Source organism: Streptomyces sp. NPDC090077, from assembly GCF_044747545.1.
In the GTDB taxonomy this organism is placed as follows: Bacteria; Actinomycetota; Actinomycetes; order Streptomycetales; family Streptomycetaceae; genus Streptomyces.
The window spans coordinates 203,859-218,675 of sequence record NZ_JBIVEG010000009.1 but is presented as its reverse complement, the minus strand read 5'-3'; the positions used below and the strand labels follow the sequence as shown (position 1 = coordinate 218,675).

11 protein-coding genes are annotated in these 14,817 nt (G+C 69.6%); 4 read left to right on the top strand and 7 right to left on the bottom strand.

Going from position 1 to position 14,817, the window contains the following annotated elements:
- Positions 1–40: 40 nt before the first annotated feature.
- A complete protein-coding gene (locus tag ACIPW5_RS18005) occupies positions 41–2,308 on the bottom strand; it encodes a DUF6049 family protein (RefSeq protein ID WP_401245690.1) in 2,268 nt (755 codons plus the stop codon).
- A 187-nt stretch (positions 2,309–2,495) separates the two neighbouring features.
- Between ACIPW5_RS18005 and ACIPW5_RS18000 the strand changes: the two genes are divergently transcribed.
- The gene (locus ACIPW5_RS18000; protein WP_401245688.1) at positions 2,496–3,947 is read left to right on the top strand and encodes a CCA tRNA nucleotidyltransferase; all 1,452 of its coding nucleotides are present in this window, start codon (positions 2,496–2,498) and stop codon (positions 3,945–3,947) included.
- A gap of 59 nt (positions 3,948–4,006) precedes the next feature.
- Here ACIPW5_RS18000 and ACIPW5_RS17995 read toward each other — a convergent pair whose 3' ends face one another.
- The 3 genes from ACIPW5_RS17995 to ACIPW5_RS17985 form a co-directional block, all read right to left on the bottom strand.
- Entirely contained in the window at positions 4,007–5,284 is a 1,278-nt protein-coding gene (locus ACIPW5_RS17995; protein WP_401245686.1) for an MFS transporter, read from the bottom strand.
- A gap of 103 nt (positions 5,285–5,387) precedes the next feature.
- Positions 5,388–6,470 carry an inositol-3-phosphate synthase gene (locus ACIPW5_RS17990; protein WP_401245684.1) on the bottom strand — a complete coding sequence of 361 codons (1,083 nt, stop codon included), beginning with the start codon at positions 6,468–6,470 and terminating at the stop codon, positions 5,388–5,390.
- A 51-nt stretch (positions 6,471–6,521) separates the two neighbouring features.
- Positions 6,522–7,124, bottom strand: a complete 603-nt coding sequence (locus ACIPW5_RS17985) for a PadR family transcriptional regulator (protein ID WP_249766869.1) — start codon at positions 7,122–7,124, stop codon at positions 6,522–6,524.
- A gap of 272 nt (positions 7,125–7,396) precedes the next feature.
- Between ACIPW5_RS17985 and ACIPW5_RS17980 the strand changes: the two genes are divergently transcribed.
- Positions 7,397–9,988: a transglycosylase domain-containing protein gene (locus ACIPW5_RS17980; RefSeq protein WP_401245682.1), complete on the top strand. Its 2,592-nt coding sequence runs from the start codon at positions 7,397–7,399 to the stop codon at positions 9,986–9,988.
- A gap of 88 nt (positions 9,989–10,076) precedes the next feature.
- Positions 10,077–11,561, top strand: a complete 1,485-nt coding sequence (locus ACIPW5_RS17975; protein WP_401245681.1) for a glycosyltransferase family 87 protein — start codon at positions 10,077–10,079, stop codon at positions 11,559–11,561.
- 34 nt (positions 11,562–11,595) lie between these two features.
- Here ACIPW5_RS17975 and ACIPW5_RS17970 read toward each other — a convergent pair whose 3' ends face one another.
- The 3 genes from ACIPW5_RS17970 to ACIPW5_RS17960 form a co-directional block, all read right to left on the bottom strand.
- Positions 11,596–12,627, bottom strand: a complete 1,032-nt coding sequence (locus tag ACIPW5_RS17970) for an alanine racemase (protein WP_401245679.1) — start codon at positions 12,625–12,627, stop codon at positions 11,596–11,598.
- 34 nt (positions 12,628–12,661) lie between these two features.
- Positions 12,662–13,780 (bottom strand): peptidoglycan bridge formation glycyltransferase FemA/FemB family protein, encoded by a 1,119-nt coding sequence (locus tag ACIPW5_RS17965; protein ID WP_007265252.1) that lies wholly within the window; start codon positions 13,778–13,780, stop codon positions 12,662–12,664.
- A gap of 131 nt (positions 13,781–13,911) precedes the next feature.
- The gene (locus tag ACIPW5_RS17960) at positions 13,912–14,235 is read right to left on the bottom strand and encodes a hypothetical protein (protein ID WP_401245677.1); all 324 of its coding nucleotides are present in this window, start codon (positions 14,233–14,235) and stop codon (positions 13,912–13,914) included.
- Between the two features lie 250 nt (positions 14,236–14,485).
- Here ACIPW5_RS17960 and rpsF point away from each other — a divergent pair, with 250 nt between their 5' ends.
- On the top strand, positions 14,486–14,776 hold the full coding sequence (rpsF, locus tag ACIPW5_RS17955) for a 30S ribosomal protein S6 (RefSeq protein ID WP_007265254.1): 291 nt from the start codon (positions 14,486–14,488) through the stop codon (positions 14,774–14,776).
- Positions 14,777–14,817 lie beyond the last annotated feature (41 nt).

Sequence of the window (14,817 nt, the reverse complement as noted above, 5' to 3'; positions counted from 1 at the left end):
CCCACCTCATCGTCCCCAGGCCGACCGGCCACGGCATCGCTCAACGGTCCACTGTCTCACCCGTGCCGGACCCCTCGGTGCTTTGCGGTCCGGTGTCCGTGGACTCGTCACTCGGCTGCGTGCTCTCCTCCGAGGCCGCTCGCGCGGCGACGCGCTTGCGGCTGGCGTACATCTTGATGCCCGCCAGAACGAGGAGGAGCACACCGCCGGCGATGACGAGCATGACGGTGGGAGTGATCTCGGTGGCCTCGACCGTGAACTTGCGTTCCTTGCCGTACGGCACCCCGTCCTTGGTGTACAGGCGTGCGCTGACCTCGACCGGACCACTCGCGGTGGCGTTGGCGGTGAACTTTACCGTCTGGCTGTGACCGCCCTGAACGGTGACTTCCTGTTCCGCTTCACCGCTGTCGCCGAACATCAGACGGGTGGGATTCGCGGACTTCACCCGCAGCACGAGGTTGTGGACGTCCTGCACGAGGCTGTTCTGGACGCTGACGGGAATCGTCGCGCTGTGGCCGGACAGGGTGGCGTCGGACTTGGGGACGACCTTGACCTTGTCGGTCAGCCCGATCAGGTAGGCCTGGACCTGGTCGCGGTAGGCGGCGGCCTCCTCGGGGCGGCCCCGCCAGGAGGTCGACATCTCCCGGTTCGTGGTGTTGCCGAAGGGGATCTCGACGCGGTCCGGCGCCGAGAGGATGACCTTGAAGTGGTCGAGCGTGCTCTGCGTGGTGCGGATCTTCTCGAAGGCGGACACCGGAAGCTCCTGCTTGGCCAGGGCCTCCGGGTACTGGCCGGCGCCCGGTACCTGGGTCGCGGCGCCGGGGTCGGGCTTCGCCGCGGCCGCCGCCTCCAGGTCCGAGGGCTGGGTCCAGCGGGCCGCCTGGAGCCCGCGCAGGGCGATGGCCATCGAATCCGCCTGGCTGGCCGTAGGGCGCCGCTGGGGAGTCACCACGTAGCTGCGCGGCTCGTCGCTGTTCTGCAGGTTCAGGGCGAGGCTGTGGGCCAGGAAGCGCTGCACGGCGAGCGTGGAGCTCCCGGCGGCGGCCATGTCGCCCTCGAAGGCGGTGGAGAGCTCCGCATCGGCCACCACGGCGGTGGTGCCCGCACCGATGGGACGGGCCGCCGTCGGGGTGTAGCCGAGCGCGCCGGTCTCCTGGAGGCTGTCGCTGCGGGCCAGGACGTTGTGCGCGCCGGCCGAGGTGGCGACGTTCACGATCGAGGGGTCGATGGCGCCGTCCACGGGCCAGGAGAAGTCGGTGGACGCGGGGACGTGCAGCACCGTCTCCACGGCCTGCTTCGCCTTGTCGGTGGCGGGCCGCAGCTGGCCCAGGGTGCCCGAGACGTCCTTGCCGTGGTGGGCGAGGGAGGCGATGTCGGGGTCGGCGAACGGCAGCGCGACGACCTTCTTGCCCTGTACGGCGGTCTCCAGGGCGCTCAGCCACTGCTCGGCGACGGCCTTGTTCCTGCCCTGTACGGGTTTGCCGCCCGGGTCGGAGCTGCGGACCCGGTAGCCCTTGGTCATGGCGTCGACCGTGGTGAGCAGGTCGGGGTCGATCACCCAGGTGACCGGCAGGTCCTTGCCGAGCGCGACCATCCGCTCCAGGCGGCCGCCCGGCCGCAGCTCGTCGGCGAGGGAGTCGTCGAGGAAGACGGGGGTCTGGAGCTCGTCCGAGCCGGTTTCGGCGGTGACGTGCGTGGTGGAGATCAGCGGCCACACGTAGGTCAGCGAGGACCGCTTGGCGGCCGGGTCCGGCTGCCAGGGCAGGAAGGTCCGCTGGATGCCCAGGACCTGCTCGTGCGGGCGGCTGTCGGTCGCCCCGGACACGGAGACGCCGAGCTGGTAGACCCCGTCCGCGCCCAGGTCCAGCTTGTTGACCGGAACCTTGATCGTGAACTGCCGGCCGACCTTGGAGGTCAGCGAGTCGATCTTCACGGCGAAGGCCGAGTCGATCTCCCCCGGGTCCACACCGGGCCGGAAGCCCTTGCGGTCCGCCACCTCGCCGATCGCCGACCGGTCCCCCAGCCTGGGCCCGACCCGCAGCCCCACGTGGGCGTTCTTGATCGTCTCCGAGCCGTTGTTGACCACGGTGCCGGAGATCGTGAGCGTGTCGCTCTTGACCGGAGCGCTCGGTGACACCTCGGTCAGCTGGACGTCGACCGACGAGTCGGCCGCGTGCGCGGCCGGGGCGGGGGCGTAGATCAGGGCGGCCAGCACCGGCGTCCCGCTGAGCAGGACGACTGCCCGCCGCAGCCAGCGGCGCCGGGCAGGGACGGGGGCCGTCCCCTGGATGTCTGCCGCCTCGGCCACGCGTTTCGCCCGTCCCTCGAAGTGTCAGTGGTCGTCGTTTCTGCGTCCACGCATGGTAACGAGGTGCGCTGTGTGCGAGTGCCGCGCCTTGCTCCACACGATCGCTTCCGCTTCCGGGCCGCCGGCGGCGGGCCCGCCGGTGAAACGGGGGAGCCCGTGCCGGGCGGGCCACGTACCCTTTTCTGTTGTGCCGAACGCCAACGAAGACAACCCCAGTGCCCTGAGTCAGGTGCAGCGCCGCGCGGTCAGTGAACTGCTGCGGGTCGCCCCTGTCGCCGACGAGCTCGGACGCCGGTTCCAGGAGGCGGGCTTCCGCCTCGCCCTGGTCGGCGGGTCCGTCCGCGACGCGCTGCTCGGGCGTCTCGGCAACGACCTCGACTTCACCACCGACGCGCGTCCCGAGGCCGTACTGAAGATCATGCGGCCCTGGGCGGACTCGCTCTGGGACGTCGGCATCGCCTTCGGCACCGTCGGGGCCCAGCGCGACGGCTTCCAGATCGAGGTGACGACGTACCGCTCCGAGGCGTACGACCGGACCTCGCGCAAGCCCGAGGTCTCCTACGGCGACTCCATCGAGGAGGACCTGGTCCGACGGGACTTCACCGTCAACGCCATGGCCCTGGCCCTCCCGGAGCAGGAGTTCGTCGACCCGCACGGCGGCCTGGAGGACCTGGCCGCCGGCGTGCTGCGGACGCCCGGCACCCCGGAGGACTCCTTCTCCGACGACCCGCTGCGGATGCTGCGAGCCGCCCGGTTCGCCGCGCAGCTGGACTTCGAGGTGGCTCCCGAGGTCGTGTCGGCCATGAAGGCGATGTCCGACCGGATCGAGATCGTCTCGGCCGAGCGCGTGCAGGGCGAGCTGAACAAGCTGCTGCTGTCCGCGCACCCCCGCAAGGGCCTGGGCCTGCTGGTGGACACCGGTCTCGCCGACCGGGTCCTGCCGGAGCTGCCGGCCCTGCGGCTGGAGCGTGACGAGCACCACCGGCACAAGGACGTGTACGACCACTCGCTGATCGTCCTGGAGCAGGCGATCGACCTGGAGGAGGACGGCCCGGACCTGGTGCTGCGGCTGGCCGCCCTGCTGCACGACATCGGCAAGCCCCGGACCCGCCGCTTCGAGAGCGACGGCCGCGTCTCCTTCCACCACCACGAGGTGGTCGGCGCGAAGATGACCAAGAAGCGCATGACGGCGCTGAAGTACTCCAACGACATGGTCAAGGACGTGTCGCGGCTGGTGGAGCTGCACCTGCGGTTCCACGGGTACGGGGACGGGGAGTGGACGGACTCGGCGGTGCGGCGCTACGTCCGCGACGCGGGCCCGCTCCTCGACCGGCTGCACAAGCTGACCCGGTCGGACTGCACCACGCGCAACAAGCGCAAGGCCAACGCGCTCTCCCGTACCTATGACGGCCTGGAGGAGCGCATCGCGCAGCTCCAGGAGCAGGAGGAGCTGGACGCGATCCGCCCCGACCTGAACGGCAACGAGATCCAGCAGATCCTGGAGATCGGCCCGGGCCCGGCAGTCGGCAAGGCCTACGCCTTCCTGCTGGAGCTCAGGCTGGAGAACGGCCCGATGGACCGCGAGGCGGCCGTGGCGGCCCTCAAGGAGTGGTGGGCGGCTCAGGCGCCCCAGGCCTGATCAGTGATCCGCGGGTGGCGATGTTTCACGTGAAACATCGCCACCGCACGCTCCGGCCGTCACCGGGGCGATGTTTCACGTGAAACACGGCGCCGCAGGAACCCGGCGGTGGCCGCGTAGAGCAAGGCCACGCTGACGAGCAGGGCGACGGACCGGCCGTCCGCGGGGAGCATGAGGGACGCCACGGCGGCCGCCCCGACGAAGGCGATGTTGAAGAGCACGTCGTAGACGGAGAAGACCCGCCCCCTGAACTCGTCGTCCACCCGGGACTGCAGGACCGTGTCGGTGGAGATCTTGGCGCCCTGGGTGGCGAGGCCGAGGACGAAGGCCGCGACGAGCATGGGCCCCGGTGCGAAGAAGAGACCCAGCGCGGGCACCAGCACGGCCGAGGCGGCCGAGCAGACGACGATCCAGCCCAGCGGTCCGAGACGGTGCACCAGCCAGGGGGTGACGAGGGCGGCCGCGAAGAATCCGGCCCCGGACACCCCGACGGCGATCCCCAGCAGGGCCAGCCCGTCGGACTCGTTGTCCGACCAGGAGTAGCGGCACAGCATCAGCAGCATCACGGTCAGCGCGCCGTAGCAGAACCGCATCAGGGTCATCGCGGTCAGCGCCCGTGCGGCCTCCCGGCGGCGGGCGAGGTGCCCGAGGCCCTCGGCCATGCCGCGGACCGTGAGGGCGATCCCTTCGAGGAGCGAGGGGTGGTCGGGCCCGCCCCGGTGATCGGGCCCCAGGAGCCCGACGGCCAGGCGGAGCGAGACCAGGGCCGCGCACAGGTAGAGCATGGCGCCGAGGAGCACGACGAGGGCGTTGGACCCCGAGGCGAGCAGCCGGACGAGGAAGGCCAGCCCTCCTCCGGCGACCGCCGCGAGCGTGCCGGCGGTGGGTGAGAGGGCGTTCGCGGTGACCAGTTGGTCGGCGCGGACGACATGGGGCAGGGACGCGGCGAGCCCGGCCAGGACGAAGCGGTTCACCGCCGTCACGGACAGGGCCGAGGCGTAGAAGAGCCAGTCGGGGACGTGCACGACGATCAGCACGGCGGTCACACAGGCGAGCAGGGCCCGCAGCAGGTTGCCGTAGAGGAAGACCTGGCGCCGGCGCCAGCGGTCCAGCAGCACCCCGGCGAAGGGCCCGATCGCCGAGTAGGGCAGCAGCAGGACCGCCATGGCCGAGGCGATGGCGGCCGGCGAGGTCTGCTTCTCCGGGGAGAAGACCACGTAGGTGGCGAGCGCCACCTGGTAGACGCCGTCGGCTGCCTGTGAGAACAACCGTACGGCGAGCAGGTTGCGGAAGTCTCTCAGGCACAGGAGTACGCGCAGATCACCTACGACGGGCATGAGGGCAAGGGTCACACACACCGAGGGTCCCCGGACACATCGTCCGGGGACCCTCGGTGGAAGAGCGGTCGAAGACCAGGTGTCCGGAGGACCCTTGGGCCGACTAGCGCTCGACCTCGCCCTTGATGAACTTCTCGACGTTGGCCAGGGCCTCGTCGTCGAAGTACTGGACCGGCGGGGACTTCATGAAGTAGCTGGAGGCCGACAGGATCGGACCGCCGATGCCCCGGTCCTTGGCGATCTTCGCGGCGCGCAGGGCGTCGATGATGACACCGGCGGAGTTCGGGGAGTCCCACACCTCGAGCTTGTACTCGAGGTTCAGCGGGACGTCGCCGAACGCACGGCCCTCGAGGCGGACGTAGGCCCACTTGCGGTCGTCGAGCCACGCCACGTAGTCGGACGGGCCGATGTGGACGTTCTTCTCGCCGAGCTCGCGGTCGGGGATCTGCGAGGTGACGGCCTGCGTCTTCGAGATCTTCTTCGACTCGAGCCGCTCGCGCTCGAGCATGTTCTTGAAGTCCATGTTGCCGCCGACGTTGAGCTGCATGGTGCGCTCGAGCCGGACACCGCGGTCTTCGAAGAGCTTCGCCATCACGCGGTGCGTGATGGTGGCGCCGACCTGGGACTTGATGTCGTCGCCGACGATCGGGACACCGGCCTCGGTGAACTTGTCCGCCCACTCCTTGGTGCCGGCGATGAAGACCGGGAGGGCGTTGACGAAGGCGACCTTGGCGTCGATGGCGCACTGGGCGTAGAACTTCGCCGCGACCTCGGAACCGACGGGGAGGTAGCAGATCAGGACGTCGACCTGGCGGTCCTTGAGGATCTGGACGACGTCGACCGGGGCCTCGGCGGACTCCTCGATGGTCTGGCGGTAGTACTTGCCCAGGCCGTCGTGGGTGTGGCCGCGCTGAACGGTCACGCCCGCGTTCGGGACGTCGCAGATCTTGATGGTGTTGTTCTCGCTGGCGCCGATGGCGTCGGAGAGGTCGAGGCCGACCTTCTTCGCGTCGACGTCGAACGCGGCGACGAACTCGATGTCGCGCACGTGGTAGTCGCCGAACTGGACGTGCATCAGCCCGGGGACCTTGGACGCCGGGTCGGCGTCCTTGTAGTACTCGACGCCCTGCACCAGCGAGGCGGCGCAGTTACCCACGCCGACGATGGCTACGCGAACCGAACCCATTCCGGTTGCTCCCTGTTTGTTCTCGGAAACGAGGCCTGCGAGATGCAGACCTCACTTTGCAGTTTCGTCGGGCGGTCCGGATCGTCTCCGATCCCGTCCCGCCCGCTCGCTCTCGATGAGCTCGTTGAGCCAGCGCACTTCACGCTCGACGGATTCCATTCCGTGCCGCTGCAGTTCGAGCGTGTAGTCGTCCAGGCGCTCCCGTGTACGGGCGAGCGAGGCGCGCATCTTCTCCAGGCGCTCCTCCAGCCGGCTGCGGCGGCCCTCCAGTACCCGCATGCGCACGTCTCGTTCGGTCTGGCCGAAGAAGGCGAAGCGGGCGGCGAAGGACTCGTCCTCCCATGTGTCGGGGCCGGTGTGGGAGAGGAGCTCTTCGAAGTGCTCCTTACCTGCTGCCGTCAACCGGTAGACGATCTTGGCGCGGCGCCCTGCGAGTGAAGCGGCGAGAGCGTCTTCCGGGGCGTTCCCCGGTTCTTCGATCAACCAGCCGTTTGCGACCAGAGTCTTGAGGCAGGGGTAGAGAGTCCCGTAGCTGAACGCCCTGAACACCCCCAGCGAGGTGTTGAGCCGCTTGCGCAGCTCGTAACCGTGCATGGGGGATTCACGAAGCAGGCCGAGGACGGCGAACTCGAGGATGCCGGAGCGTCTGCTCATCCGCCTCCCCCTCTCTGCTTCGGAGTTTATGTCGAGCTGATGTATCGGCTCGATACATCCAGACGATAGAACGGGCCGCTCGAAGCGACAAGCGGTGACGTGGTGACCGGCGTCACATCACTGATTCGTACGACGCAAGTTGCCTGATTTGGGGTGAACTTCGGCACTGGTTGGGTTTTGGCCGTGCGTAGTCTGTGCGGCAGGACCACCGGGGGGAACCGGAATCACCTGCCGCTTCCAGGCCACTCGCCTGCCCGAGGAGTAGTCGTTCGATGAGCGAGCACCGCCGTAAACCGCCGCAACCCCAGGGCGGCGGCCGCGCCGCGCCCCGCAGGGCTGCCCCGCAACACCCCGGCCATGGCGCCGGACCCGGCCGTGGCGTCCCCGCTGCACCGCCCGGCGGACCGTATGCGGAACACGCAGCGCACGGGAGCCGGGCCGATGCCCGCCGGGCCGCCCAGCGGAGTCCGGCCGGCCGCGGACGCGCAGGCGGGAAGGGGGGCAGGGGCGGAAAGGGCGGCGGCCGGTTCATCGACTACCCGCGCGCCGGCAAGGTCGGCTGGAAGCGCTTCGTGCCCTCCTGGAAGCTGGTCGGAGGTACCTTCCTGGGCTTCTTCGCCGTGATCTTCGCGGGCGCCGGCATCGGCATCGCCAGCGTGGGCACCCCGGACGCGAACAAGGCCGCCAAGGCGCAGAACAACGTCTTCCAGTGGGCCGACGGAACCCAGATGGTCGCCACCGGCGGCACCACGAACCGGCAGATCGTCTCGATCGACCAGATCCCCCTGTCCATGCGCAACGCGGTGATCGCGGCCGAGAACGAGTCGTTCGAGACGGACAAGGGCGTCGACCCCATGGGCATCGCGCGGGCCGTGGTGAACATGGCCACGGGCGGTTCCACCCAGGGCGGGTCGACGATCACCCAGCAGTACGTCAAGAACACCTTCCTCGACTCCGAGCAGACCCTCAAGCGCAAGGTCACCGAACTCTTCATCGCGATCAAGCTGGGTGTCAGCGAGGAGAAGGACGTCGTCCTCGCCGGCTACCTGAACACCGCCTACTACGGCCGGGACGCCTACGGCATCCAGGCCGCCGCCCGCGCCTACTTCGGCAAGGACGCCAAGGACCTCAACCCGTCCGAGAGCGCCTTCCTCGCCTCCCTGCTCAAGGGCCCGAACCTCTACAACCCGGACGGCGGCATCGGTCCGGCCGCCACCCCCGAGGCCAACGAGAAGCGCGCCCGGCTCCGCTGGGCGTGGGTGCTCGACCGCGAGGTCGCGGTGGGGCGCATGGACCAGGCGGAGCGGGACAAGTACAAGGAGTTCCCCGCCCGGGTGGACTCCGAGCAGGCCCGCGGGATGTCCGGCCAGACCGGCTACCTCGTCGAGGTGGCCAAGCAGTACGTCATGAAGACCACCGGCATCACCGCCGAGAAGATGGCCCTCGGCGGCTACACGATCACCACCACCTTCGAGAAGCCCAGGGTGGACGCCCTGGTCAAGGCGGTGGAGGACACCCGCAACGACTTCCTCGACGAGAAGAAGCGCCCCCAGTACGACACCTTCGTGCAGTTCGGCGCCGCCTCCGTGGACGTGAAGACCGGGGCGATCGTGGCCCTGTACGGCGGGCCCGGCTGGGACCACAAGTACTTCGCCAACAACGCCAACACCTCCGGCGTCCCCGTCGGCTCGACCTGGAAGCCGTACGTGCTCGCGGCCGCCATGCAGTACGGCACGCAGAACTCCAAGGGATCCGGCATCTCGGTCGACAGCAAGTACAACGCCGACGACCTCACCGTGATCAACGACCGCGCGGGCAAGCCGCTGCTCGGCTCCGACGGCCAGCCGTTCCGGCAGAAGAACGAGAGCGAGTACCCCTACGGCTACGTGACCCTCAACGAGGCGATGGAGAAGTCCATCAACGTGCCGTTCGCCCAGCTCGTCTTCGACGTCGGCCACACCAAGGTCCGCGAGGTCGCGAAGGCGACCGGGATCCTGCCGGAGTCGATGGACAAGAACAACAACGCCTCCTTCGCCCTCGGCACCTCGACGCCCAGCGCCATCCGCATGGCCGACTCCTACGCCACCTTCGCCGCCTCCGGCACCCACCGGGAGCCCTACTCCGTGAAGAAGGTCGTCCAGGGCGGCAAGGAGGTGCCCGGCTTCGAGCCGCCCAAGGAGTCCCGCGCCATGGACGACTCCATCGCGGACAACGTCACCAAGGTCCTGCGCAACGTCGTCGAGAACGGCACCGGCACCAAGGCGAAGAAGCTGGGCCGGCCCGCGGCCGGCAAGACCGGCACCACCGACCAGAACAAGTCGGCCTGGTTCGTCGGCTACACCCCGGAGCTGTCCACCTCGGTCACCCTCTTCCGCAACGACCCGACCTCCAAGAACAAGGAGCTCATGTCGATGAACCACGTGGGCGGGGTCGACTCCATCCACGGTGGTGACATCCCGGCGGCCATCTGGACCGAGTACATGCGCGAGGCGCTCAAGGGCACCCCGGTCAAGCAGTTCCCGGAGGCCGAGGACATCGGCGTGATCGCGGACGCGGCCGGAGCCCCCCAGCCGACCCCCTCGGTCGTCCCGTCGCCCTCCGTCTCGGTGTCCCCCTCGCCGAGCACCTCCGCCTCGGTGTCCCCGTCGCCGTCCGGCAACGGCAAGCCGAGCTGCAAGCCCAGGCCCTGGAACCTGAACTGCGACCCCACGGTCACCGGCGGCGCGAACGCGGGCAACGACGGCGGGACCAGCTCCGGCGGGTTCCCCGACGGCGGCACCACCACGATGCCTTCCCCGCCCACCCGCCCCGGCCGGCCGGGCGGATCGAGCAACTGGGGCAGCATCATGGGCGCCTCCGGCTGACCGGACCCCGTACCGCACCGGCGAGGGCCGCCGCACACCGTGCGGCGGCCCTCCCCCGTGTACGGCGCGGTACGGCAGGATGGGCGCCATGACCAAGGTGCACGAGGACAGCCCCGTACCGCCCACCCGGCACGACGAGGTCGCCGCCGCGGGCAGCGAGTTCATCGGGGGTCCGGTCGGACGCCGCGCCCGGCTGGGCGGCCACTGGCTGAGCCCGGTCCGCGTGGTGGTCCTCGTGGCCCTCGGCATGTTCGCGCTGGGCATGGTGCAGAAGTTCCCCTGCTACGACTGGGCCTGGTTCCGGGGAGCGGCCTCGCAGTACACCCACGCCTGCTACTCCGACATCCCGCACCTGTACTCCGCCCGCGGCTTCGCCGACGGCCTCGTGCCCTACCTCGACCGCTTCCCCGACATCGCGACCGACCCCAAGTACGGCGGCATGCAGTACCTCGAGTACCCGGTGCTCACCGGGGCCTTCATGCAGGTCGCCGCCTGGCTGACGCCCACCGGCGGCTCCATCCAGCACCGCGAGCAGATGTACTGGATGGTCAACGCGGGCATGCTGATGGCCTGCGCCGCCGTCATCGCCGTCTGCGTCGCCCGCACCCACCGCCGCAGGCCCTGGGACGCCCTGCTCCTGGCCCTGGCGCCGGCCTTCGCGCTCAACGCCACCATCAACTGGGACCTGCCGGCCGTGGCCCTCGCCGCCGTCGCGATGCTGCTGTGGTCGCGCAGCCGGCCCCTGCTCGCCGGCGTCGCCATCGGCCTGGCGACCGCGGCCAAGCTCTATCCCGTCCTGCTGCTCGGAGTGCTCTTCGTGCTCTGCTGGCGGGCCGGCAAGTGGCGGGCGTTCGGCGCCGCGGCCCTCGGCGCGGCCGCCTCCTGGCTCCTGGTGAACGTCCCGGTCATGTACGTCGCCTGGGACGGCTGGAAGCGGTTCTACGAGTTCAGCCAGGAACGGCCGATCGACTTCGGCTCGGTCTGGCTGCTGATCTCCCAGCGCACCGGCAACCCCCTCGAAGGGGCCAACACGTACGCGACGGGGCTCACCCTGCTGCTGTGCCTCGCCATCGGACTGCTCACCCTGACGGCCCCCAGGCGCCCACGCTTCGCCCAGCTCGCCTTCCTGGTCGTCGCCGCGTTCATCCTGGCCAACAAGGTGTACTCGCCGCAGTACGTCCTCTGGCTCGTCCCGCTCGCCGCACTGGCCCGCCCGCGCTGGCGGGACTTCCTGATCTGGCAGGCGGGCGAGATCGCGTACTACCTCGGGATCTGGTTCTACCTCGCCTACACGAGCAGCGGGGACAAGCACCAGGGCCTGCCCGTGGAGGGCTACCAGCTGGCCATCGCCGCCCACCTGCTGGCCACGCTGTACCTGTGCGCCGTGGTCGTGCGCGACATCCTGCTGCCCGAGCGCGACGTCGTGCGGCGCGACGGCTCGGACGACCCCTCCGGAGGCGTCCTGGACGGGGCCGAGGACGTCTTCACCCTCTCGGAAAGGGCGAAGGCGCCGCAGTACGCGGCGCCTTCGGAGGGACAGCGGGTCGCCTGGGGCGTGGACCCCAGGGACTGACCGGGCCGGCGGGCCCGGGGGACCGGGCACCGGCTCAGGAGTCGAGCACCCGGTCGAACTGCGTCGTGGTGTGGCGCAGGTGGGCCACCAGCTCGTCGCCCACCTTCGGCTCGGTGGAGTCCGAGGGCACGAACAGGATCGACACCTGCATGTGCGGCGGTTCGGCGAACCAGCGCTGCTTGCCCGCCCAGACGAAGGGCGACAGGTTCCGGTTGACCGTGGCCAGACCGGCCCGGGCGACGCCCTTGGCGCGCGGCATCATCCCGTGGAGGGCCTTGGGGGCCTCCAGGCCCACGCCGTGGGAGGTGCCGCCCGCGACCACGACCAGCCAGCCGTCGGAGGCGGCCTTCTGCTGGCGGTAGCCGAAGCGGTCGCCCTTGGCGACGCGGGTGACGTCCAGGACCGAGCCCCGGTACTGGGTCGCCTCGTGGTCGCCCAGCCACAGGCGGGTTCCGATGCGGGCCCGGAAGCGGGTCTGCGGGAACTGCTGCTGGAGCCGGGCCAGCTCCTCGGCCCGCAGGTGGCTGACGAACATGGTGTGCAGCGGCAGGCCGGCCGCGCGCAGCCGGTCCATCCAGCCGATGACCTCCTCGACGGCGTCCGAGCCGTCGGGGCGGTCCAGCGGCAGGTGCAGGGCGAAGCCCTCCAGCCGTACGTCCTCGATCGCCGACTGGAGCAGGCCGAGGTCCTGCTCGGAGATGCCGTGGCGGCGCATCGAGCTCATGCACTCGATGACCACGCGGGCTCCGACCAGGCCGCGCACCCCGTCCACCGAGGCCACCGAGCGGATCACCCGGTCGGGCAGCGGCACCGGGTCCTCGCCCCGCCGGAACGGGGTGAGGACGAGCAGGTCGCCGCCGAAGTGGTCCTTGATGCTCGCGGCTTCGTAGGTGGTGCCGACGGCCAGGATGTCGGCGCCCATCCGGGTCGCCTCCTCGCACAGCCGCTCGTGGCCGAAGCCGTAGCCGTTGCCCTTGCAGACCGGGATCAGACCGGGGAACTGGTCAGTGATCTGCTTCTGGTGCGCACGCCAGCGCGCGGTGTCGACGTAGAGCGTGAGCGCCATGCCCGTCCGGAACCTCTCTCGAAAAACAGCTGGGTCAGCGGCGCGACATGTAGATGTCGAGCGCCTTGTGCAGCACCTTGTTGAGCGGGAAGTCCCACTCGCCGACGTACTCGACGGCCTCGCCGCCCGTACCGACCTTGAACTGGATCAGGCCGAACAGGTGGTCGTTCTCGTCCAGCGTGTCAGAGATACCGCGCAGGTCGTAGACGCTGGCACCCAGTGCGTACGAATCGCGCAGCATGCGCCACTGCATCGCGTTGGAGGGGCGGACCTCGCGCTTGTGGTTCGCGGAGGCGCCGTACGAGTACCAGACGTGCTGGCCGACGGTGATCATCGTGGCGGCGGCCAGCGGTTCGCCCTCGTGCTTGGCGATGTACAGGCGCATGCGGTTGGGGTCCTCGGAGTTGAGGGCCGTCCACTGGCGCTGGAAGTAACTGAGCGGGCGCGGGCGGAACTTGTCGCGCTCGGCCGTGATCTCGTAGAGGTACTGCCAGGTCGGCAGGTCCTCGTAGCCGCCCTGGACGACCTCGACGCCGGCCTTCTCGGCCTTCTTGATGTTGCGGCGCCACAGCTGGTTGAAGCCCTTGAGGACGTCGTCCAGGGAGCGGTTCGCCAGCGGGACCTGGAACACGTAGCGGGGCTGGACGTCGCCGAAGCCGGCGCCGCCGTCCTCGCCCTGCTGCCAGCCCATGCGGCGCAGCTTGTCGGACACCTCGAAGGCGCGGGGCTCGATGTGCGAGGCCTCGACGTCGCGCAGACGCTTGACCTCGGGGTCCTGGATGCCGGCCTTGATGGCGGCCGAGTTCCAGCGGCGGATGACGACGGGCGGGCCCATCTTCACCGTGAAGGCGCCCTGCTGCTTGAGGTGGGCCAGCATCGGCTGGAGCCACTCGTCCAGGTTCGGGGCGTACCAGTTGATGACCGGGCCCTCGGGGAGGTACGCGAGGTACCGCTTCACCTTGGGCAGCTGGCGGTACAACACGAGCGCGACACCGACGAGTTCGCCGTTCTTGTCGAACCAGCCGAGGTTCTCCGAACGCCACTCGTTCTTGACGTCGGCCCATGCCGGGACCTGGCAGTGGCTAGCCGAAGGCAGGCTCTGGAGGTACGCCAGATGCTGCTCTCGGCTGATGGTGCTCAGGGACAGGCTCATGCGGGGTGTCTCCTCCGGCGGCTTCGCTGCTATGGCGCGAAGCCTACTGCGACGGTGGCGCCACCCATCTGGGGGACAGGCCGGTGCCCGGGCCGGAGAAAGGCCGGCGCCCCGTCGCGGAGGTCCCCCGGTCAGCCCAGCCAGCCGCCGAAGAGGCCGCCGTGCGCCATTCCGAGCATGAAGCCGAAGGCAGACGCGCCAAGGCCGATGATCAGCGCGAAGCGTTCGCGGGTGGTGGCGGAGATGAACTGTCCGTACAGCCCCGTCCCGATCCCGATCAGCCCGGCCCAGGAGCTGAGCAGGTGCAGATTGTGGAAGAACGCAGTGACGAACGCCACGGCGCCGAGGACCAGGGTCACCACCATCAGGGTGTCCTGGACCGGGTGGGGCTTGCCGTCGGTGGACAAGAGGGAGATCGGCGGGGGTGAGGACTGGCCGTGCATTGCCTGTGCCATCGGAAGGCACCTCCTGGCTGACGCAGAGCGGTGCGCGGAGCCGCCTCCGGCCTGGGGCGGGGGGTACGGCACCGGGCACACCCGATGGATACAGATTGTGGCCCTCTCCTGCCGGATTTCAACCGGAAGGACGCGAGCAGGTAGTCTGTACAGCTGCGCGGTGTCTGCTCTCGGACGCCGTGCGCACGCATCACGACCCTCCTGCCACGGAACGACCGTGGCCGCTGAGTCCAAAGGAGGTGGGTTCCACATGCGTCACTACGAAGTGATGGTCATCCTCGACCCCGATCTCGAGGAGCGCGCTGTCGCCCCCCTGATCGAGAACTTCCTTTCCGTCGTCCGTGAGGGCAACGGAAAGGTCGAGAAGGTCGACACCTGGGGCCGTCGTCGTCTCGCTTACGAGATCAAGAAGAAGCCCGAGGGCATCTACTCGGTCCTCGACCTGCAGGCCGAGCCTGCGGTCGTCAAGGAGCTCGACCGCCAGATGAACCTGAACGAGTCGGTTCTCCGGACCAAGGTCCTTCGCCCCGAGACCCACTGAACTCCGGTTCAGCGGTAATCGGGACCGAGTAGCACAGCAGC

Excerpts from the sequence above, each read along its gene's own strand:
- ACIPW5_RS17995 (WP_401245686.1), bottom strand. The coding sequence starts at position 5,284 with ATGCCCGTCGTAGGTGATCTGCGCGTACTCCTGTGCCTGAGAGACTTC.
- ACIPW5_RS17990 (WP_401245684.1), bottom strand. The coding sequence starts at position 6,470 with ATGGGTTCGGTTCGCGTAGCCATCGTCGGCGTGGGTAACTGCGCCGCC.
- ACIPW5_RS17985 (WP_249766869.1), bottom strand. The coding sequence starts at position 7,124 with ATGAGCAGACGCTCCGGCATCCTCGAGTTCGCCGTCCTCGGCCTGCTT.
- ACIPW5_RS17980 (WP_401245682.1), top strand. The coding sequence starts at position 7,397 with ATGAGCGAGCACCGCCGTAAACCGCCGCAACCCCAGGGCGGCGGCCGC.
- ACIPW5_RS17975 (WP_401245681.1), top strand. The coding sequence starts at position 10,077 with ATGACCAAGGTGCACGAGGACAGCCCCGTACCGCCCACCCGGCACGAC.
- ACIPW5_RS17970 (WP_401245679.1), bottom strand. The coding sequence starts at position 12,627 with ATGGCGCTCACGCTCTACGTCGACACCGCGCGCTGGCGTGCGCACCAG.
- ACIPW5_RS17965 (WP_007265252.1), bottom strand. The coding sequence starts at position 13,780 with ATGAGCCTGTCCCTGAGCACCATCAGCCGAGAGCAGCATCTGGCGTAC.
- ACIPW5_RS17960 (WP_401245677.1), bottom strand. The coding sequence starts at position 14,235 with ATGGCACAGGCAATGCACGGCCAGTCCTCACCCCCGCCGATCTCCCTC.
- rpsF (WP_007265254.1), top strand. The coding sequence starts at position 14,486 with ATGCGTCACTACGAAGTGATGGTCATCCTCGACCCCGATCTCGAGGAG.